Origin of the sequence: Bacillus sp. JS (genome assembly GCF_000259365.1) — a bacterium.
Lineage (GTDB): Bacteria > Bacillota > Bacilli > Bacillales > Bacillaceae > Bacillus > Bacillus stercoris.
On sequence record NC_017743.1, the window covers coordinates 1,352,146 to 1,371,458 of the forward strand.

Below are 19,313 nucleotides of genomic sequence, written 5' to 3' on the forward strand. Positions count from 1 at the left end.
AAATGAAAGCGGTTCAAGTGCGAAAACCGTATGATCTGGTGACAGAGGAGATAAAGAAGCCGGTTCTTTCTATGGATGATGAAGTGCTCGTGAAAGTCAAGCGAGTCGGGATTTGCGGATCAGACATGCATATTTATCATGGGACGAATCCGCTCGCTACCCTCCCGAGAGTCATCGGACACGAGGTAACGGGACAAGTGGAGGCAGTTGGGGCGAATGTACAGAGCCTAAAAGCCGGTGACCATGTGGTAATTGAGCCGATTTCTTATTGCGGAACTTGCTATGCCTGCCGCAAAGGGCGGCCGAATGTTTGTGCCAAGCTCTCCGTGTTTGGCGTACATGAAGACGGGGGCATGCGGGAATATATTGTGCTTCCGGAAAGGCAGCTTTACGCGGTTTCAAAGGACTTGCCTTGGGAGGAAGCGGTCATGGCCGAGCCTTATACGATAGGGGCCCAGGCAGTGTGGAGAGGGCAGGTGGAAAAAGGTGATACCGTTCTGATCCAAGGAGCGGGGCCTATTGGGATCTGTGTGTTAAAAATGGCAAAGCTGGCGGGTGCTGCTGTCATGATGACTGACTTGAACAACGAGCGGCTGGCGTTTGCAAAAGAAAACGGCGCCGATGCTGTTGTAAATGTCCAAGCAGAACATGTTGCCGAGCGGGTCCGTGAATGGACTGGGCATGAGGGAGCAAATGTGGTCATTGATGCTGTTTGCCTGCCGGAGACTTTTGCGTTTTCCGTTGAGGCCGTTTCACCTGCGGGACGTGTGGTTGTGCTTGGATTTGATGAAAGAGCGGCACAGATTTCTCAGCTGCCGATTACAAAAAAAGAAGTCACAATAACCGGGTCGAGATTGCAGACCAATCAGTTTCCCAAGGTGGTAGAGCTTTTGAATAAAGGACGGTTAGCGCATAACGGGCTTGTGACCCATACATTTTCAGTGGATGATGTCCATCACGCATTTCAGTTTATTAAGGAGCATCCAGATCAGGTACGGAAAGCCGTCATCGCGTTTGATTAATCGACTGAATCCGGAGGTGAAAGCATGAATATGACATTTCGATGGTATGGCCGAGGAAACGATACAGTCACACTTGAACACGTGAAGCAAATTCCCGGTGTCAAAGGCATCGTTTGGGCTCTTCATCAAAAGCCTGTCGGCGACGTGTGGGAAAAAGAAGAAATCAGAGCCGAGACCGAATATATTCAATCCTATGGTTTTCATGCTGAAGTTGTAGAGAGCGTGAATGTTCACGAAGCGATTAAACTCGGGAACGAAGAACGCGGCCGATATATTGAAAACTACAAACAAACGATCCGCAACCTTGCCGGATTTGGCGTGAAAGTGATCTGCTATAATTTTATGCCGGTTTTTGATTGGACACGCACGGACATGTTCCGGCCGCTGGAAGATGGATCAACCGCTCTGTTTTTTGAAAAGGCCAAGGTGGAAAGCCTTGAGCCCCAAGAGCTGATTCGGACGGTGGAGCAAGCATCTGACATGACACTGCCGGGGTGGGAGCCCGAAAAATTGGCTCGGATCAAAGAGCTTTTTTCGGCCTACAGAACGATCGATGAAGAACAGCTATGGGACAATTTATCATTCTTTTTGCAGGAAATTCTTCCTGTTGCAGAAAGTCACGGTGTTCAAATGGCCATTCATCCGGATGACCCGCCATGGCCGATTTTTGGACTGCCGCGCATTATCACGGGGGAGGCAAGCTATAAGAAACTGCGGGCGATATCAGATTCACCGTCTAATTGCATCACCCTTTGTACAGGTTCAATGGGAGCCAATCCCGCTAACGACATGGTGGAGATCGCTAAGACATATGCCGGCATTGCTCCGTTTTCACATATTCGCAATGTGAAAATTTATGAGAATGGCGATTTTATTGAAACATCGCATGTAACAAAGGATGGTTCGATCAACATTCAAGGCGTGATGGAAGAACTGCATAAGCAGGATTACGAAGGATATGTCAGACCGGATCATGGTCGCCATCTTTGGGGCGAGCAATGCCGCCCGGGATATGGCTTATACGATCGGGCACTTGGCATCATGTATTTGAACGGGCTGTGGGACGCCTATGAAGCAATGGCAAAAAAAGAGGTGGGCGTATGATCCCGCTGCATGAGAACCTTGCTGGTAAAACAGTTGTCATCACTGGCGGCAGCGGTGTGCTTTGCTCTGTGATGGCCAGGGAGCTAGCCCGTCATGGCATGAAGGTGGCGATATTGAATCGGACGGCTGAAAAAGGCCAGGCGGTCGTGAAGGAGATAACGGCGGCGGGCGGCACAGCGTGCGCTGTTGCAGCGGATGTGCTGGACAGGGAGTCACTGGAGCGGGCAAAGAAAGACATCCTTGGCCGATTCGGCGCTGTTGATCTGTTAATTAACGGGGCTGGCGGTAATCATCCTGACGCGATAACCGATGTGGAGACATATGAAGAAGCGGGAGAAGGCCAATCCTTTTTTGATATGGATGAGGGAGGCTTTTCAACTGTTTTTTTCACCAACTTCACCGGTGCGTTTCTGGCCTCGCAAGTGTTTGGAAAAGAGCTGCTGAAGGCGGACTCACCGGCGATTATCAATCTTTCTTCCATGAGTGCTTATTCACCTATGACGAAGGTTCCGGCATACAGTGCTGCCAAGGCGTCTATCAATAACTTTACGATGTGGATGGCCGTTCATTTTGCCGAAACCGGGCTGCGGGTCAATGCGATTGCCCCAGGCTTTTTTCTGACAAAACAAAATCATGATCTGCTGATCAACAAAGACGGAACGTTCACCAGTCGATCTCACAAAATTATCGCGGGAACACCGATGAAGCGCTTCGGAAAACCGGAGGATTTGCTTGGCACGCTTCTTTGGCTGGCGGATGAATCCTATTCGGGTTTTGTCACCGGAATCACCGTTCCTGTCGATGGAGGATTTATGGCTTATTCAGGTGTGTAACGAAAGCGGTGCAACAGAAACTGAACCAACATAGGGGTGAGGTTGAGATGTTTTCAAAAGATAAGCTTCCTATTATCCTTTTTTTGTTCCTGGCAGGGGTAATTAATTACCTGGATCGCTCGGCGCTTTCCATTGCAGCTCCTTTTATTCAGGATGATCTCACATTGTCAGCCACGCAAATGGGCTTGATTTTCAGCAGTTTTTCGATTGGTTATGCCATTTTTAACTTTCTTGGGGGCGTGGCATCCGACCGCTACGGGGCAAAACTGACCCTATTTGTCGCGATGGTCGTTTGGTCGCTGTTTAGCGGAGCAGTCGCCCTCGCTTTTGGTTTTGTCAGCCTGCTGATTATCCGTATCCTCTTTGGAATGGGAGAAGGCCCGCTGTCTGCGACCATCAACAAGATGGTGAATAACTGGTTCCCGCCGACCCAGCGGGCGTCCGTTATCGGTGTAACCAACAGCGGCACCCCGCTCGGAGGAGCCATTTCCGGTCCGATTGTCGGCATGATTGCAGTGGCGTTCAGCTGGAAGCTATCCTTCGTTCTCATTATGATCATTGGTTTGATATGGGCAGTGCTCTGGTTCAAGTTTGTCAAAGAAAAGCCGTCAGAGAGGGTGAAGGAAGCACAGGTAATCAAAGCAGAAACGTCTCCTAGAGAAAAAATTCCGCTCACCTTTTATCTGAAGCAAAAAACGGTCCTGTTCACGGCGTTCGCTTTTTTCGCTTACAACTACATCCTCTTCTTCTTTTTGACGTGGTTTCCAAGCTATCTTGTCGAAGAGCGGGGCTTAAGTGTTGAATCGATGAGTGTTATCACGGTCATACCGTGGGTTTTAGGCTTTATCGGGCTTGCTGCAGGAGGATTTGTTTCTGACTATGTGTACAAAAAAACAGCCCGAAAAGGCGTGCTGTTCTCACGCAAGGTTGTGCTTGTCACGTGTTTGTTTTCATCAGCTGTCCTAATTGGTTTTGCCGGGCTGGTGGGAACGACTGCGGGCGCTGTCACACTGGTCGCTTTGTCAGTATTTTTTCTATATTTAACAGGTGCTATCTATTGGGCTGTGATTCAAGATGTGGTTGATCAAAACAATGTCGGTTCTGTTGGCGGCTTCATGCATTTCCTCGCCAACACAGCAGGAATTATCGGCCCGGCTTTAACCGGCTTTATTGTTGACCAAACGGGCACGTTTTCTGGAGCGTTTTTGCTTGCCGGAGGGTTAGCTGTCTGCGCGTCACTTGCTGTAATTCGTTTTGTCCGTCCGATCATCGGCAAACCAACAGGAACAGAAGCTGAGAATCCGGTGTCTTATTAATCTGGAAATATAGTGGGAGAGGCGGTATGTTTGATGATACAATATACAGTAAATAATCGCAGCCGGTATGATAAGGAAGGGAATTAGATGGTAACCATAAAAGATATCGCAAAACTCGCTAACGTATCCCACACAACCGTTTCCAGAGCACTCAACAATAGCCCTTACATCAAAGAGCATACGAAGAAAAAAATAGTAGAGCTCGCAGAGAAGCTCAACTATACACCAAATGTAAATGCGAAAAGCCTGGCGATGCAAAAGTCACATACGATCGGGCTTTTCTTTACAAGCATCACAAACGGAACCTCACACAGCTTCTTTGCAGACACAATCAAAGGCGTCAATCAAGCCATAAGTGAGGATTACAATCTCTATGTGCGCGGCATTGATGATCTGAAAAACTATGACTCCGTTACACCGATGAGGTATGACGGCATCATTTTAATGAGCCAAAGTGATATTGATAATTCTTTCATTTACCATATACGAGAAAAAAACATTCCGCTTGTCGTGCTGAATCGTGATATTGATGACCGCACCATCACGAATATTTTATCCAATGACAAGGAGGGTTCCCAGGAAGCTGTAGAATACTTTATTAAGAACGGACATCAAAACATCGCTATCATCGAGGGGATAGAAGGCTTTAAATCCTCCCAGCAGCGAAAGGAAGGCTACTTATCCGCACTGATTCAACATCATATTCCAATCAAGCATGAATACAGTGTCAAAGGACAGTACGATATGGAAAGCGGCTTTCAAGCGATGGAGCGGCTGCTGGCGCTGCCGAATCTTCCAACCGCTGTCTTTTGTTCGAATGATGACATGGCAATCGGAGCGATGAATGCGATATTCGCAAAGGGCCTGCGCGTCCCTGATGATATTTCGGTGATCGGGTTTGATGATATTGGGTTTTCACAATACATCACGCCAAGGCTTTCAACAGTAAAGCGCCCAGTGGAGAAAATCAGCGTGCTCGGCGCGCAAAAACTATTGTCGCTGATCAGCGAGCCGGAAACAAAAGCGGAGAAAATCTTGGAAAACACAGAATTCATCGTGCGTGATTCAGTCAGACGATTGACAACGTGATGCCCCGTTTTTCAGCGGGCATTCTTTACACAGAAAAATGTTAACGTGTGCATAAAAGGAGAGGGAGGCAATAAGGATGCAGAAGCTGAATAAACATGTGTACGATCACTATACTCAGTATCCAGAAAAAATTCTCCAATTCGGAGAAGGAAACTTTCTTCGGGGATTTGTCGATTGGCAGATTGATCAATTGAATCAACACACTGATTTTAATGGGAGCGTGGCAGTTGTCCAGCCAAGAGGCTCAGAAAAAATCAAACGATTAAATCAGCAAGATGGGCTATATACGCTCTTTTTACAAGGAATGAAAGACGGAGAACCGGTAAACGAGCATATGATTATCAACTCAATCAGCCGAGGAATTGACCTGTTTTCTGATTATGAGGCATACAAAGAATTGGCATCAAGCGAAGAGCTGCGGTTTATCATCTCCAACACGACGGAGGCCGGGATCGTATGTGATGAAAAAGATCGTTTAGAGGATAGGCCGCCAAAAACATTCCCTGGGAAATTAACTGCATTTCTCTACTTCCGCTATCAGGCTTTTAAAGGAGATCAGACAAAAGGGTGTGTCCTAATCCCATGTGAGCTGATCGAGAAGAACGGCGAAAAGCTGAAGGAAACGGTTCTTCATTATGCACGTCTGTGGAAGCTGGAGGAAGGATTTACACAGTGGATTCATGAGGCCAATACAATTTGTAATAGTTTAGTAGACCGGATTGTCCCGGGTTTTCCGGTCGACAGCATTGATGAGATCACGGCAGAACTGGGCTATCAAGATGAACTGATAGTTGTGGGAGAGCAGTATTATTTATGGGTTATCGAGGGGCCGGATTGGATTGGAAAAGAAATTCCCTTTGCGGCTGCAGGGCTCAATACAAAAATCGTCAGCGACCTCACCCCGTATCGGACAAAAAAAGTAAGAATTTTAAATGGCGCTCATACAGCAATGACGCCAGTGGCATTATTATACGGCTTAAAAACTGTTAGGGATGCTGTCGAGCATCCGGAAGTGGGGCGGTTTATAAGAGAGCTGATCGATGACGAAATTCTTCCTGTTTTAAAAATGGAAGGTCTTTCTCAGTATGCTGACGATGTGCTGAACCGTTTTAAAAACCCGTATATGAAGCATTATCTGGAAAGCATTGCATTGAATTCCGTTTCCAAATTCAAAACGAGAAACCTGCCGACTCTTAAGGAATATGCTGAACAAAAGAGACAGCTCCCTGAACGCTTGGTGTTTTCCTTCAGCGCTCTTCTGTATTTTTATCAGGGATACGAGTCATTGCAGGATGATCCGGCTGTTCTTCAATTTTTCAAAGAGGTTTGGAGCCAGGAGGATGGAGACATGCTTCGGATTGCATCAAGAGTGTTAGGCGAACAGCGGCTGTGGGAGGCAGATCTCAATGAGATACCGAAGCTGACTGAGAGAGTCGCTGATTACTTGAATCATATTCATGAGCTGGGCATGCAGCGGGCTCTTGAACAATCCTGCATACAAAGGGGAGAGGTGCGTTGAAGTCGTTTATAAAGATTCATAAGCAAGATAATGTCCTTCTTGCTTTACGGGATATCCAAAAGGGAGAGCGGCTGCATGCGGACGGCGTGTCGATTGAAGTAAAGGATGATATAAAAAGAGGCCACAAGATTGCATTGCAGTCTATTAAAGAAAACGACAGCATCATTAAATACGGGTTTCCAATTGGGCATGCATCACAAGATATTTCGATTGGAGAGCATATTCATGTCCATAATACGAAAACAAACCTGTCAGATATCCAATCATACAGCTATACACCGAGATTTGATGAAAATCCGTATTCTAATGAGAACCGGACGTTTAAAGGTTTTAGAAGAGAAAACGGTGATGCGGGTGTACGCAATGAATTGTGGATTGTGCCAACTGTCGGCTGCGTCAATGGAATTGCAGAAAAAATGCTGCAGCGTTTTGTCAGAGAAACGGGAGATATCGCTCCATTTGATAACGTACTCGTGCTGAAACATCAATACGGATGCTCGCAGCTTGGAGATGATCACGAAAATACGAAGCAAATCCTGCTGAACGCCATTCGCCATCCAAATGCCGGCGGTGTCTTGGTGCTAGGGCTAGGGTGTGAAAACAATGAACTGGCAAAAATGAAGGAAGCACTCCAGGATGTAAATCTGAATCGAGTGAAATTCCTCGAATCCCAGTCGGTGACCGACGAAATGGAGGCAGGCGTTGCTTTGCTAAAGGAAATACATGAAGCGGCCAAAGGGGATACGAGAGAAGACATTCCGCTGTCCGAACTGAAGATCGGACTGAAGTGCGGAGGTTCGGATGGTTTTTCCGGCATAACCGCAAACCCGCTGCTTGGCCGTTTTTCAGATTATCTCATTGCACAGGGAGGGAGCACGGTGCTGACGGAAGTTCCGGAAATGTTCGGTGCAGAAACCATCCTGATGCAGCGGGCTGCCAATGAAGAAGTGTTTCATAAGATAGTCCAATTAATCAATGATTTTAAACAATATTTTATCAAACATGATCAGCCGGTGTATGAAAATCCTTCACCGGGCAACAAAGCAGGCGGCATTTCTACACTTGAGGATAAATCGCTGGGCTGTACGCAAAAAGCGGGGATTTCTCCTGTCACGGATGTCCTGAAATACGGGGAAGTACTCAAGACAAAAGGGCTGACGCTTTTGAGCGCGCCGGGCAATGATTTAATCGCTTCCTCCGCATTGGCGGCGGCCGGCTGCCAAATTGTCCTCTTTACAACGGGGAGAGGCACGCCGTTTGGCACCTTTGTCCCGACCGTGAAGGTAGCAACAAACACCGAGCTGTATGAGGCGAAGCCGCATTGGATTGATTTTAACGCAGGCCTTTTAGCGGAGGATGATGTTCATGAGGAGTATGTGCTGCGGGAGTTTATCCACTATATGATTGAGGTGGCAAGCGGCCAGCTTGTGAACCATGAAAAAAATGATTTCAGAGAGCTCGCCATTTTCAAATCGGGTGTAACGCTATAATAAGAGAAGGCTATCCTTCAAGCGGATAGCCTTCTTCATTAAATCAATTTTAAACCGCTGACTAAAATAATGGACGCCATAATAAATTGCAGCGGACGCGGGGAGAATCGAGGCGAAAGATGGCTTCCGATCAGCACGCCAGGAATTGAACCAATGAGCAGATTAGCTGCCAGCATGTAATCCACGCTTCCGAAGCTTGCGTTCAAAATGCCTGCTGCCGTAACGAGAAGAAAAGCATGCGCGATATCGGTTCCGACAATCTGAGACGCTTTCATGTTAAATAAGTAAATCATGGCGATTGCAAATAATGAGCCGGAACCGATTGATGTTAAGCCGACGATAAACCCAAACACAACACCAATAAGAATCGTCAGCGCCCGCTTATTTTCAAGCGGCATCAGCTGCCAGCGATTGGGACGAAGCTTTCTATCCAAAAACAAACGAACGATGATTGAGATGGCAACCAGCGTTAACACATATCCTAGAGCGTGCTTAATAATTTCTTCCTGATGCTGGTGGAAGGCGGGGAACAAATGCAAGATGCCAATGGCTAGCGAGGCACTCGGAATACTGCCGATGGCTAAGTATTTTACCAATTGAAAGTTAATCGTTTTCTGCCGCCAATGGGAGGCAACGCCAAACAGCTTTGTGATCGAGTTATATACAAGATCCGTACCGACCGCGATGGAAGGGTTAATTCCAAGCACAATTAAAAGGGGAGTCAATAAGGCGGCTCCGCCCACACCCGTCAATCCGACTAAGGCTCCGACAAACAAACCCATCAATATGATGCTTACACTCATGATAAAGGCCTCCTGAAAACCCGACTATTTTTATCAGATTATATATGATTAGGTCACGTTAATCAATTAAATTTTTTGAATTTTTGCACGTTAGCTGTTTGAAATTTTGGTATGCTCCATATCTTTATTCATTTGCCCTATGATGAGTGTCTGGTCGAAACCGGGAAGTGAGGCGGAAGCACAAAAAAAGATACCTTTTAACAGGTATCTTTTTTTCGTACGCTACATGCGCTGCTGATAGAAAGGAAGCTCTGTGTGGCCCATTTCCCGCACATAAACGAACAGGTTGCCTTTATGGTGAATTTCATGTTCCATTGCAAGCTGAAGCAGCGCGCGGCCTGTGACTTTTCTGCCGAAAGCGGATGTCAGATCAATTTCTCTGTCCAGCTGTTCTTCAGTCAGCTGTTCAAGGATAGCGACCGTTTTGTCCGTATATGTTTTTGCCAGAACATTGAGATCGGTTTCTGTTTCTTCCTGCTTGTTTTGAAAAGGTGAAGCATTGCCTTCTTTAATGACATTTGCGAACAAGTGGAACGACGTAAGAATGTGTTTGACCAATTCTTCCGCTGACATTGATGTTTCTGCCGGTTTGTAGCTGTAATGGTCTTGGCTGATTTTTTCAGCAAGCTCATTCGTCACGTTTCGATGGGATAAAAAATGGCTGACAATTTGATTGGATTGGCTCATTATGATCTCCTCCATATGTAAAAATAAATGGTGCAATGAAATCCTATATCAACGGTTACGAATTCACAAGTAATATGCTGTGGGATGAAACAAAATGCTATGTCAATCGTATATATAACGTTCACAAAATATGAAATGGAGTATAAACATGACAACCATACCTTTCATTTATCAGTACGAAGAAAAAGAGAATGAAAGAGCTGCAGCGGGCTACGGCACTTTCGGTTACCTTATCACACGGATTGAAGAAACGCTTTATGATCAATACGGTGTATTCTATGAGCTCTATGCCAGTGATGACCCGAACACGGAATACTGGGAGCTTCTTGTAGAAGATGTCCGCAGCGGTTCATTGGAGCCTGAGCATGTGGCATATATATTTGAAAAGCTTGAAAAGAAAACCTTTGCTTACGATGAAGATGAAAAAGAACCGGATTATACCGTCCATAAGTCTATAAGAAACAGTGTATACGCGTATCCTGAAAAGGGAGTTGCTTTTGCCAGAATTCCTTATTTTCAAGATGGGAGCATCATGAGTTTCGATTGTCTGTTTGCGGTTAACGATGAAAAGATGCGTGCATTTCTGGAGGGAGTCAGACCGCGTCTCTGGGAAAAAAGCAAGCGGAAAGTGACCGTTTTTACGGATGGAGATGGAGGGACTTCAAGAGAGCAGGAAACCATTGTCAGAGAGGTTCAGCGGAGTCAGGTAATCATGAATCCGCTATTGAAAAAAGAGATATACAGATCAATTGATCAGTTTTTTCATAGTGATAAATCGTTTTATCAAACGTATGACATCCCTTATAAGCGCGGCATTCTGTTATATGGACCTCCTGGAAACGGAAAGACGACATTAGTGAAGTCGATCGCAGGCAGTATCGATGCACCTGTTGCCTATTGGCAAATTACTGAATTTACGTCGAGCGAGACAATAGAAGAAGTCTTTCAGGCAGCGAGACGCCTCGCTCCTGCAGTTCTCGTCATCGAGGATATAGATTCGATGCCGGAAGATGTGCGATCCTTTTTTCTCAATACGTTGGACGGCGCAACATCAAAAGAGGGGCTATTTCTCATCGGCACGACAAACTATCCCGAAGAGATCGATCCAGGTTTGATGAATCGTGCAGGACGATTTGACCGTGCCTATGAAATCGGGCTTCCGGATGAAGAGCTGCGGCTGGAATATATGAAAATGAGAGGCTTTGACATCTTTTTGAGTGAAGAAGAAATAAAAAACGCCGCAAAGCTTACAGAAGGCTTTTCCTTTGCACAGCTGGGAGAATTATATGTATCTTCAGCGCTTCAATGGCACCAAGAAGGGAATCATCATATTGAAACCATGGTGAAAGACATGACAGGAGAGCAAAGAAAAAGCCGGCAGGGAAGCTGGATGGAAAGAAACAAAGTCGGTTTTCACTAAAAGAAAGCACGGGTTTTTGAAAAACCCGCGCTTTTTTGTTGCGGTTAGCCGAAATTCGACAATTGCGGTTATTTTGCGTTCTTCTTTTTCTTGTAAATATGATAAAATATGACATATCTCGGGTAATTCAAAAGGGGGGATTAATTGAGGATGAAGCAGACGATTCCGTCCTCTTATGTCGGGCTTAAAATTAATGAATGGTATACTCATATCCGGCAGTTCCACGTCGCTGAAGCCGAACGGGTCAAGCTCGAAGTAGAAAGAGAAATTGAGGATATGGAAGAAGACCAAGATTTGCTGCTGTATTATTCTTTAATGGAGTTCAGGCATCGTGTCATGCTGGATTACATTAAGCCTTTTGGAGAGGACACGTCGCAGCTGGAGTTTTCAGAATTATTAGAAGACATCGAAGGGAATCAGTACAAGCTGACAGGGCTTCTCGAATATTACTTTAATTTTTTTCGAGGAATGTATGAATTTAAGCAGAAGATGTTTGTCAGTGCCATGATGTATTATAAACGGGCAGAAAAGAATCTTGCCCTCGTCTCGGATGATATTGAGAAAGCCGAGTTTGCTTTTAAAATGGCTGAGATTTTTTACAATTTAAAACAAACCTATGTTTCGATGAGCTACGCCGTTCAGGCATTAGAAACATACCAAATGTATGAAACGTACACCGTCCGCAGAATCCAATGTGAATTCGTTATTGCAGGTAATTATGATGATATGCAGTATCCAGAAAGAGCATTGCCCCACTTAGAACTGGCTTTAGATCTTGCAAAGAAAGAAGGCAATCCCCGCCTAATCAGTTCCGCCCTATATAATCTCGGAAACTGCTATGAGAAAATGGGTGAACTGCAAAAGGCAGCCGAATACTTTGAGAAATCTGTTTCTATTTGCAAGTCGGAAAAGTTCGATAATCTTCCGCATTCTATCTACTCTTTAACACAAGTTCTGTATAAACAAAAAAATGACGCTGAAGCGCAACAAAAGTATCGTGAAGGATTGGAAATCGCCCGTCAATACAAAGATGAATTATTTGTGGAGCTTTTTCAATTTTTACATGCGCTATACGGAAAAAACATTGACACAGAATCAGTCTCACATACCTTTCAATTTCTTGAAGAACATATGCTGTATCCTTATATTGAAGAGCTGGCGCATGATGCTGCCCAATTCTATATAGAAAACGGACAGCCCGAAAAAGCACTGTCATTTTATGAGAAAATGGTGCACGCACAAAAACAAATCCAGAGAGGAGATTGTTTATATGAAATCTAAATGGATGTCAGGTTTGTTGCTCGTTGCGGTCGGGTTCAGTTTTACTCAGGTGATGGTTCATGCAGATGACACAGCAAACACAGAGGGGAAAACATTTCATATTGCGGCACGCAATCAAACATGATGCATAAAAAAAGACCCTTAGGGGTCTTTTTTATTTCAGCTTCCATTCTTTTATCGTCAGCTCAGAAGATCCGCTTGCCACCAGTGGATCTGCATGCCCAATTTCCGCTGCCTCTTCCAGCGAATCTGCTTGGATGACATACGCTCCGCCTGTGGCGTCGCTGAATGGCCCAAACATTTTTAAGCGCTTTTCTGATTGTAAGCGGTCCAGAAATTCATAGTGCCCAGCCACATGCTCCTGATTAAATTTCTCCGTTCTCATTGTGAGCATTAAGTATGTATGCATATTCAGCCCTCCCATTGAAATTCAGTTTAACACATTTAACCATATAGCATTGAAAGATGATATGAGCTTTTCGTCCTACGAATGCCACCTATTTATGAAAAAAGAAAAGGAGAGATGATAGGTGAGCATTCCAGTAAAGAAAAATTTGGTTTCTGAGGCGAAATACGCATTGAAGTGTCCGAATGCAATGTCCGCTGAATACATTACCATCCACAACACGGCAAACGATGCGTCAGCAGCCAATGAAATCAGCTATATGATCGGGAACACAAGCTCGACAAGCTTTCACTTTGCGGTCGATGATAAAGAGGTCATTCAAGGTCTGCCGCTTGACCGAAACGCCTGGCACACAGGTGACGGCACATACGGTCCGGGGAACCGCAAATCAATTGGCGTTGAGATTTGCTACAGCAAATCGGGAGGTCCAAAGTATGAGGCAGCTGAAGCCTTAGCGATTTCATTTGTCGCACAGCTTTTGAAGGAGCGCGGCTGGGGAATCGATCGGGTGAGAAAGCATCAAGACTGGAACGGAAAGTACTGCCCGCACCGCATTTTATCAGAGGGGCGCTGGGATCAAGTGAAGGCGGCAATTGAAAAGGAATTAAACGGGAGCGTATCAGCGAAAAAGACAGCAGTCACTTCTTCGGCGTCTGAATATCATGTAAAAAAAGGCGATACACTGTCAGGGATTGCCGCGTCCCACGGAGTCAGTGTAAAAACGCTGCAAAGTATCAATCATATCACTGACCCAAATTACATTAAAGTCGGACAAGTGATCAAACTGCCTCAGACGGCATCTGCTTCTAAAAGCCATGCCGCATCCTCATATCTGCTCCCATCCGGAGTGATGAAAGTGACAAGCCCGCTGACGAAAGGAACAAAAGTGAAGCAGGTGCAGGACGCTTTAGCCGCCCTTTATTTTTATCCTGATAAAGGAGCGAAAAATCACGGCGTTGACGGCGTCTATGGCCCGAAAACAGCTAATGCAGTCAAACGTTTTCAGTCTGTCAGCGGTTTAACGGCTGATGGGATTTACGGTCCGAAGACGAAAGCGAAGCTGGAGGAAAAGCTGTAATGAAATGACGGAAGCTTCACAGCTTCCGTCACTCATCTTACATACAAACTGCGGCAAGCACCTTTTGAATATCATAAATGCTTTCATCTTTTTTAAACTGCTTTGAGACGGCGGGAAGTTCCGCGCCAGAGATCCAAATTTTCAGCTCTGAATCAAGATCAAAGCGGCCAGCAGTTTCCACGCTGAATCTGGAAATGCTTTTGTACGGAATTGATTGAAACTCCGTTTTCTTGCCTGTGATTCCCTGCTTATCCACAAGAATAAGCCGCTTGTCAGTAAAGACAATCAAATCGCGAACCAGCTTAAACGCGGCTTCAACCTTCTCACCCTCAAGTAAAATATGAGCAAGCTCTTCTTTCACAGCAGCCGTTGACAGTGTTGACGCATTGCCGAGTAAACCATCAATAAATCCCATCATATACCTCCTGTCCGTATTCTATCAAATCATACTATAAAAAGGTTTTCATTCATAGAAGAGTAGAGTAAACTGATGCTGACTGGAAAAGGAGGGCGTTCAAAATGAAAGATCGGTATGACAGCTTTGCGGCCCTTTCTGCTTCTGAATCGGAGTACCGGATTATTTATGAGGAAAAAAACGGAAGTGAACTTATCGTCCTCGGTCCCCACGGCGGCAGAATTGAGCCTGGTGTCAGTGAACTGGTGCGGGCATTTTCCGATCGATGTTCCATTTACTTGTTTGAAGGTGTAAAACAGCGAAACAATCGTTCCTTGCATCTCACTAGCATTCGTTTTGATGAGCCGCTGGCTTTAGAAAAAGTGAATGCCCATGATTACGCATTAGCGTTTCACGGGTATTATGATCCAAACATCCCAAAAACATTGGTTGGCGGGACGGATCGCAAAAAAGCCAAGCTCATTTGTGAGCGTCTGAATGAAGCGGGTTTCAGCGCCGAACTCACTAGTGAGAAAGATCGGCTGGCAGGTGTACATCCAAACAATATTGTCAATCGGACGAAAAGAGAAATGGGGCTCCAATTGGAGGTGAGCACTGCACAAAGAAACGTGCTGTTCTGCAATTTTGGGTGCCGTGATAAAAGCTACATACAAAACGATTTGTTTGATCGATATGTGGAAGCCGTCAAACTTGGCTTTTATAAATAAAACCAGACGGGACCTGCACGGTCGGCCCATTCCTTCATACGCTGGGGTTGTGCGAAAGTGTAGGGAGGAATGATTCATGTTTTATCATATAAAAGAGCTTCAATATCAAGCAAAGCCAGCTCATCCCGATCCGGTTTATGCGAAAAAGCTCCAAGAGGTGCTGGGCGGCCAATACGGTGAGATCAGTGTTATGATGCAGTATTTGTTTCAGGGTTTTAACTGCCGTGCAGATGCGAAATATAAAGATTTGCTTTATGATGTTGGTACAGAAGAGATCGGGCATGTGGAAATGCTTGCGACGATGATCTCCAGGCTTTTGGACAATGCACCGGCTGATGTGCAGGAAAATGCTTATAAAAGTGATCCTGCTGTGGCAGCGGTGTTGTCCGGAATGAACCCGCAGCATGCGATTGTCGCAGGTTTAGGCGCGATGGCGGCTGACAGCGAAGGATATCCATGGAATGCCAAATATATTATTTCAAGCGGAAATTTGCTCGCAGATTTTCGCGCCAACTTAAATGCGGAATCCCAAGGGCGCCTTCAGGTGACACGGCTTTATGCCATGACCGATGATCCAGGGGTAAGAGATATGCTGTCATTTTTGATTGCAAGGGATACTTATCATCAAAATATGTGGTATGCGGCCATTAAAGAGCTGGAGGAAAGAGAACGGGATATTGTCGTCCCGACGACGTTTCCGCGTGAGCTCGAAAAGCAGGAAGTCTCCTATGATCTGTTTAACTTTTCCAGAGGGGATGAAAGCTCACAAGGAAGATGGGCACATGGGGAAGCCTTTGATGGCCGGGGTGAATTCAGGTATATCCCGGCTCCGATTGCGTTCGCATCTGCGCCTCATCTTAAACCGGCGCCAATGTGGCTGCAGAATACCATTCCACCGATGTCAAAATATTAATATCTCTGCCGGGCTGAGGATAAATGTCCCCAGCCCTTTTGGATCAGATGTTTTTGCCGACATGATAGAACGCTTTTTCCTCTGCGACTTGCAAGTGCTGCTGATCGCTTTCCTCGTACGCATTTGGCCGCTTGTGAGCTAATAAATAAGCGAGCCGCTTCTGAAATTGAATACCTGCTTTACGCCGTTCAAACATGTCAAGCCTTTTTTCAGCAAATTCCTTTGTTACCCGGAATACCGCCGCAATTGTGGCGAGTGCCTGGCTTCTCCATTGCGGCAGTTCCATCTGCAACAGCATAAAGGTTGGCACACAGAAGTGGTACATAAATTGATTCGCCTGAAATTCCTGCAGTTCTCTGAAGAGCTTGTTCATCTGAAAGTGATTGCCTGCATGCTTTAGCACGTGGCACAGCTCATGGCCAAAATCCTCCCATTGCTCTTCCCGTGACTTTTTTTGGTTCAATACGATACTGTACATGCCGTCGTATTTCACCATCATGCTCCCCATATCCTCAAAATGCACCCAAATATCCAGGTCCTTTGCGATTTTCAGCATGTCAATGTGATGAGGGGATGTGATACCCAGTCTGCTGTACAAATTTTTAACGTATTCCTCCAGATGTGATAAGTAATCGCCCAATTGAATACTCCCTTTCGAACGTGTGTTCTGTTTTTAGCGAGAAAGAAAAGCCCGTATAGGACTGGAAAGTGGTGTAGAAATCTTTCCCTTTTCTTTAAAAAATAAACACTTTTTCTTTATATCGGTCTATTTTTAATATGTTTTAGAGAACAGAGAACGATTTATTAATTTTTCGGCTTGCGGTTTTTCTCTTTTTCTTTTAAATAGTTGATAAATTCGATGGCCTGCTGTTTGCTTTCTGGGGAAAAATCCTGCATATCACGGTACGCAAGCTGCAGGTCCGGATCTGAGAACATATCGTCGTCGGATTTTTTGTCTTTACCCGTTAATAAGTAATCAGTCGTTACTTGAAAGTAATCAGCCAGTTTTTGGAGTGTGTCGTAATCAGGTTCGCTTCGCCCGTTTTCATAGTGGGAATATCGTGCCCGTGACACACCGATGTGTGATGCGATTTCTTCCTGTGTCCTTTTCCCTCTGAGACTTTTCAATCTGCCGCCTATCATACTATGACCTCTCTTTTTTAAACTCCCTAAGTTACTTATGATTATAGATACAATATGTATCAAAATAAAGTTATGATAAAAAAAGTATCAAAAATAACTTGATGATACCGATTGTATCGTTTATACTTGGTAACAGTTGATACGAAATGTATCGAAAACAGATCAGGAGAGTGATCACATGTATCCAATCCAAATTGTTTTTAGTGAAAATCCCATAGATCAGCGCCATCTCGGACAATCCGGCGGCACCATTTTGTTTACGGCATGCGGCCTTCCGGTGTTCCACTTTGAAACGCAAGAGCAGTTTCAAGCATACATGATGTTAAAAGGAGAAGCGGCGTACAATGAAAAACGATAAAAGCTATCCTTTTCTGATGTATTCAGGACTATTGAATTCAGAACATTATGACAAAATTGGACCGGCACTATGGCTGTTTCTCTGGTTTATCAGCTCAACAACAAAAGAAATCGAAAAAGACGGCGTAAGCTGGGGCATCGTACTCGGCCATAAGCCATTAAAAGCGAGAGAAATGGCGGCAGTCTTCGGTGTAAGTGAAAAAACCGTCAGAAGGTGGCTGGAGCTTCTCGAAACCCATGAGTACATAAAGGCAGTCCGTGCGCCATACGGACTGGTGATTTCGGTCAAGCATTCCAAAAAATTCACCTTCAGATCGGACAAAATGGTGCACCGGAGTATAAAAGAACGGCCATTTTGGCCGCAGACACCGGACACAAGCGACCGCACAGATAAAGATAAAACAAACAAATATACTGCTGCTGATGAGGCAGTAGATCACATTGCGAAGCGGTTTACAGAATTACGGTCGGCTCAAGAAGGACGCACCGTATATCCTTCCTCAAGAGATTATCAAGCCATCGCCCGCATTGTTGCTATCGGCGTTCCTGTCACGCAAACAATCAAATGGCTTGAGGAATGCTTTCAAGCTTTTGAAAACCGGCGGACTTCCGCTTCAGAAACAATCAAGGCCTTTCGCTACTGCTCGAAATTCATTGAAGACCGATTTAACGCGCAGCAAGCCAAAAAGAATGTTGCAATTCAGCATGAGAGGATGAAAAAACATGACAAAACGAACAATCGAACAGATTTTAAACGAGCTGAGAAGAGGGAGACGTCCATTACTGGCGGACAAACCGGCCGAATTAGACGCAGGCCGGTATGATTGCCTGCGCTGCAAGGACCAGGGAGGCTATCTCGTCAGGCAGAATGGCCTGGAAGTCTGGACGATGTGCAGTTGCATGGCAGAACGGAAAGTGAAGCGGCTGCTGGGGGCAAGTGAGATTACTCACGCTTTCAGACAGCTGGGCTTCAAGGAATTCCGCACGGAGGGAAAGCCGCAGGCCATAAAAGACGCGTTTGAATGTACTAAAGAGTATGTGGCGGATTATGGACAAATCAAGGATTGCCGGAAAAACAGCATTGCCCTTCTAGGACAGCCCGGTTCAGGGAAAACGCACCTTTTGACCGCCGCTGCCAATGAATTAATGAGAACTTGCTATGTGCCTGTCATTTATTTTCCGTTTGTGGAGGGCTTTACGGATCTGAAAAATGACTTTGACCTATTAGAAGCAAAGCTGAACCGGATGAAGCAAGCGGATGTGCTGTTCATAGATGATCTGTTTAAACCGGTTAACGGCAAACCCCGCGCTACAGATTGGCAATTAGAGCAAATGTATTCGGTACTCAACTACCGCTACTTAAATCATAAACCGATTTTGCTTTCGAGCGAGCTGACAATTGAAGCACTTGTACGGATCGATGAAGCGCTCGGCACGAGAATCTACGAAATGTGCAGTGACTATTTAGTGATTATCAAAGGGGCAGCCTACGAGCTGAACCATAGATTGGAGGGCGTCAGATAATGTGCAAGCTTTGTCAGACAAAGAAAGTCATTGTGGAGCATACAGGGATTGGAGTCGTTTTTCATCCATGTCCGAACTGCAGGTCCGGCACTGATTTAACGCCTGTCATTCAAAAGCTGGAGCAAATGCTGACAGCGGGAAAAGCGAGGCTGAATGTCCGTGATTAAACAGCTGACTGCCCTGATCGCTTTGCTGTTTCGGGCAAA

The 19,313-nt window shown here is 45.4% G+C and carries 23 protein-coding genes; 17 read left to right on the forward strand and 6 right to left on the reverse strand.

Features of this window, described 5'->3' with window-relative positions:
* Positions 1 to 2: 2 nt before the first annotated feature.
* From MY9_RS06835 to MY9_RS06865, 7 genes are all read left to right on the forward strand, one after another.
* Entirely contained in the window at positions 3 to 1,022 is a 1,020-nt protein-coding gene (locus tag MY9_RS06835; RefSeq protein ID WP_014663616.1) for a zinc-binding alcohol dehydrogenase family protein, read from the forward strand.
* A gap of 24 nt (positions 1,023 to 1,046) precedes the next feature.
* Positions 1,047 to 2,126, forward strand: coding sequence for a mannonate dehydratase (uxuA, locus tag MY9_RS06840; protein ID WP_014663617.1), 1,080 nt, complete (start codon positions 1,047 to 1,049; stop codon positions 2,124 to 2,126).
* Positions 2,123 to 2,959, forward strand: coding sequence for an SDR family oxidoreductase (locus MY9_RS06845; RefSeq protein ID WP_014663618.1), 837 nt, complete (start codon positions 2,123 to 2,125; stop codon positions 2,957 to 2,959). The genes uxuA and MY9_RS06845 overlap by 4 nt, the downstream gene beginning before the upstream one ends.
* 47 nt (positions 2,960 to 3,006) lie before the next feature.
* The gene (locus MY9_RS06850; RefSeq protein WP_014663619.1) at positions 3,007 to 4,275 is read left to right on the forward strand and encodes an MFS transporter; all 1,269 of its coding nucleotides are present in this window, start codon (positions 3,007 to 3,009) and stop codon (positions 4,273 to 4,275) included.
* Positions 4,276 to 4,362: 87 nt separating this feature from the next.
* Positions 4,363 to 5,364 (forward strand): LacI family DNA-binding transcriptional regulator, encoded by a 1,002-nt coding sequence (locus tag MY9_RS06855; RefSeq protein ID WP_014663620.1) that lies wholly within the window; start codon positions 4,363 to 4,365, stop codon positions 5,362 to 5,364.
* A 76-nt stretch (positions 5,365 to 5,440) separates the two neighbouring features.
* Entirely contained in the window at positions 5,441 to 6,883 is a 1,443-nt protein-coding gene (locus MY9_RS06860; protein WP_014663621.1) for a tagaturonate reductase, read from the forward strand.
* Positions 6,880 to 8,373 carry a UxaA family hydrolase gene (locus MY9_RS06865; protein WP_014663622.1) on the forward strand — a complete coding sequence of 498 codons (1,494 nt, stop codon included), beginning with the start codon at positions 6,880 to 6,882 and terminating at the stop codon, positions 8,371 to 8,373. Before MY9_RS06860 ends, MY9_RS06865 begins: the two co-directional genes overlap by 4 nt.
* Positions 8,374 to 8,411: 38 nt before the next feature.
* On the opposite strand, the gene MY9_RS06870 is transcribed toward MY9_RS06865, so the two are convergent.
* Both MY9_RS06870 and MY9_RS06875 read right to left on the reverse strand, forming a co-directional pair.
* Complete coding sequence (locus tag MY9_RS06870; protein ID WP_014663623.1) at positions 8,412 to 9,176, reverse strand: sulfite exporter TauE/SafE family protein; 765 nt, start codon at positions 9,174 to 9,176, stop codon at positions 8,412 to 8,414.
* A gap of 222 nt (positions 9,177 to 9,398) precedes the next feature.
* Positions 9,399 to 9,863, reverse strand: a complete 465-nt coding sequence (locus MY9_RS06875; RefSeq protein WP_014663624.1) for a DinB family protein — start codon at positions 9,861 to 9,863, stop codon at positions 9,399 to 9,401.
* A gap of 148 nt (positions 9,864 to 10,011) precedes the next feature.
* Here MY9_RS06875 and yjoB point away from each other — a divergent pair, with 148 nt between their 5' ends.
* From yjoB to phrA, 3 genes are all read left to right on the forward strand, one after another.
* The gene (gene yjoB / locus MY9_RS06880; protein ID WP_014663625.1) at positions 10,012 to 11,283 is read left to right on the forward strand and encodes an ATPase YjoB; all 1,272 of its coding nucleotides are present in this window, start codon (positions 10,012 to 10,014) and stop codon (positions 11,281 to 11,283) included.
* Positions 11,284 to 11,427: 144 nt separating this feature from the next.
* A complete protein-coding gene (gene rapA / locus MY9_RS06885) occupies positions 11,428 to 12,564 on the forward strand; it encodes a response regulator aspartate phosphatase RapA (protein WP_081483613.1) in 1,137 nt (378 codons plus the stop codon).
* Positions 12,554 to 12,688 (forward strand): phosphatase RapA inhibitor PhrA, encoded by a 135-nt coding sequence (gene phrA, locus MY9_RS06890; RefSeq protein ID WP_014663627.1) that lies wholly within the window; start codon positions 12,554 to 12,556, stop codon positions 12,686 to 12,688. The genes rapA and phrA overlap by 11 nt, the downstream gene beginning before the upstream one ends.
* 30 nt (positions 12,689 to 12,718) lie before the next feature.
* On the opposite strand, the gene MY9_RS06895 is transcribed toward phrA, so the two are convergent.
* Positions 12,719 to 12,973 (reverse strand): YciI family protein, encoded by a 255-nt coding sequence (locus MY9_RS06895; RefSeq protein ID WP_014663628.1) that lies wholly within the window; start codon positions 12,971 to 12,973, stop codon positions 12,719 to 12,721.
* 121 nt (positions 12,974 to 13,094) lie between these two features.
* Between MY9_RS06895 and MY9_RS06900 the strand changes: the two genes are divergently transcribed.
* The gene (locus tag MY9_RS06900; protein WP_014663629.1) at positions 13,095 to 14,048 is read left to right on the forward strand and encodes an N-acetylmuramoyl-L-alanine amidase; all 954 of its coding nucleotides are present in this window, start codon (positions 13,095 to 13,097) and stop codon (positions 14,046 to 14,048) included.
* Between the two features lie 37 nt (positions 14,049 to 14,085).
* Here the strand turns inward: MY9_RS06900 and MY9_RS06905 are convergent, their stop codons facing one another.
* The gene (locus MY9_RS06905; protein WP_014479546.1) at positions 14,086 to 14,463 is read right to left on the reverse strand and encodes a PH domain-containing protein; all 378 of its coding nucleotides are present in this window, start codon (positions 14,461 to 14,463) and stop codon (positions 14,086 to 14,088) included.
* Between the two features lie 104 nt (positions 14,464 to 14,567).
* Here MY9_RS06905 and MY9_RS06910 point away from each other — a divergent pair, with 104 nt between their 5' ends.
* Positions 14,568 to 15,170 (forward strand): poly-gamma-glutamate hydrolase family protein, encoded by a 603-nt coding sequence (locus MY9_RS06910; RefSeq protein WP_014663630.1) that lies wholly within the window; start codon positions 14,568 to 14,570, stop codon positions 15,168 to 15,170.
* Between the two features lie 76 nt (positions 15,171 to 15,246).
* Positions 15,247 to 16,083, forward strand: coding sequence for a manganese catalase family protein (locus MY9_RS06915; RefSeq protein ID WP_014663631.1), 837 nt, complete (start codon positions 15,247 to 15,249; stop codon positions 16,081 to 16,083).
* 43 nt (positions 16,084 to 16,126) lie between these two features.
* Here the strand turns inward: MY9_RS06915 and MY9_RS06920 are convergent, their stop codons facing one another.
* Together MY9_RS06920 and xre are read right to left on the reverse strand one after the other, a co-directional pair.
* On the reverse strand, positions 16,127 to 16,723 hold the full coding sequence (locus tag MY9_RS06920; RefSeq protein ID WP_041521305.1) for an ImmA/IrrE family metallo-endopeptidase: 597 nt from the start codon (positions 16,721 to 16,723) through the stop codon (positions 16,127 to 16,129).
* 164 nt (positions 16,724 to 16,887) lie between these two features.
* On the reverse strand, positions 16,888 to 17,226 hold the full coding sequence (gene xre, locus MY9_RS06925; protein ID WP_014663633.1) for an HTH-type transcriptional regulator Xre: 339 nt from the start codon (positions 17,224 to 17,226) through the stop codon (positions 16,888 to 16,890).
* A gap of 178 nt (positions 17,227 to 17,404) precedes the next feature.
* Between xre and MY9_RS06930 the strand changes: the two genes are divergently transcribed.
* The 4 genes from MY9_RS06930 to MY9_RS06945 are packed head-to-tail and all read left to right on the forward strand — an operon-like array spanning position 17,405 to position 19,274.
* Positions 17,405 to 17,584, forward strand: a complete 180-nt coding sequence (locus tag MY9_RS06930) for a hypothetical protein (RefSeq protein WP_014663634.1) — start codon at positions 17,405 to 17,407, stop codon at positions 17,582 to 17,584.
* Positions 17,571 to 18,407 (forward strand): hypothetical protein, encoded by an 837-nt coding sequence (locus tag MY9_RS06935; protein WP_014663635.1) that lies wholly within the window; start codon positions 17,571 to 17,573, stop codon positions 18,405 to 18,407. Before MY9_RS06930 ends, MY9_RS06935 begins: the two co-directional genes overlap by 14 nt.
* Complete coding sequence (locus MY9_RS06940; protein ID WP_080478210.1) at positions 18,307 to 19,107, forward strand: ATP-binding protein; 801 nt, start codon at positions 18,307 to 18,309, stop codon at positions 19,105 to 19,107. The genes MY9_RS06935 and MY9_RS06940 overlap by 101 nt, the downstream gene beginning before the upstream one ends.
* Complete coding sequence (locus MY9_RS06945) at positions 19,107 to 19,274, forward strand: hypothetical protein (RefSeq protein ID WP_014663637.1); 168 nt, start codon at positions 19,107 to 19,109, stop codon at positions 19,272 to 19,274. The genes MY9_RS06940 and MY9_RS06945 overlap by 1 nt, the downstream gene beginning before the upstream one ends.
* Positions 19,275 to 19,313 lie beyond the last annotated feature (39 nt).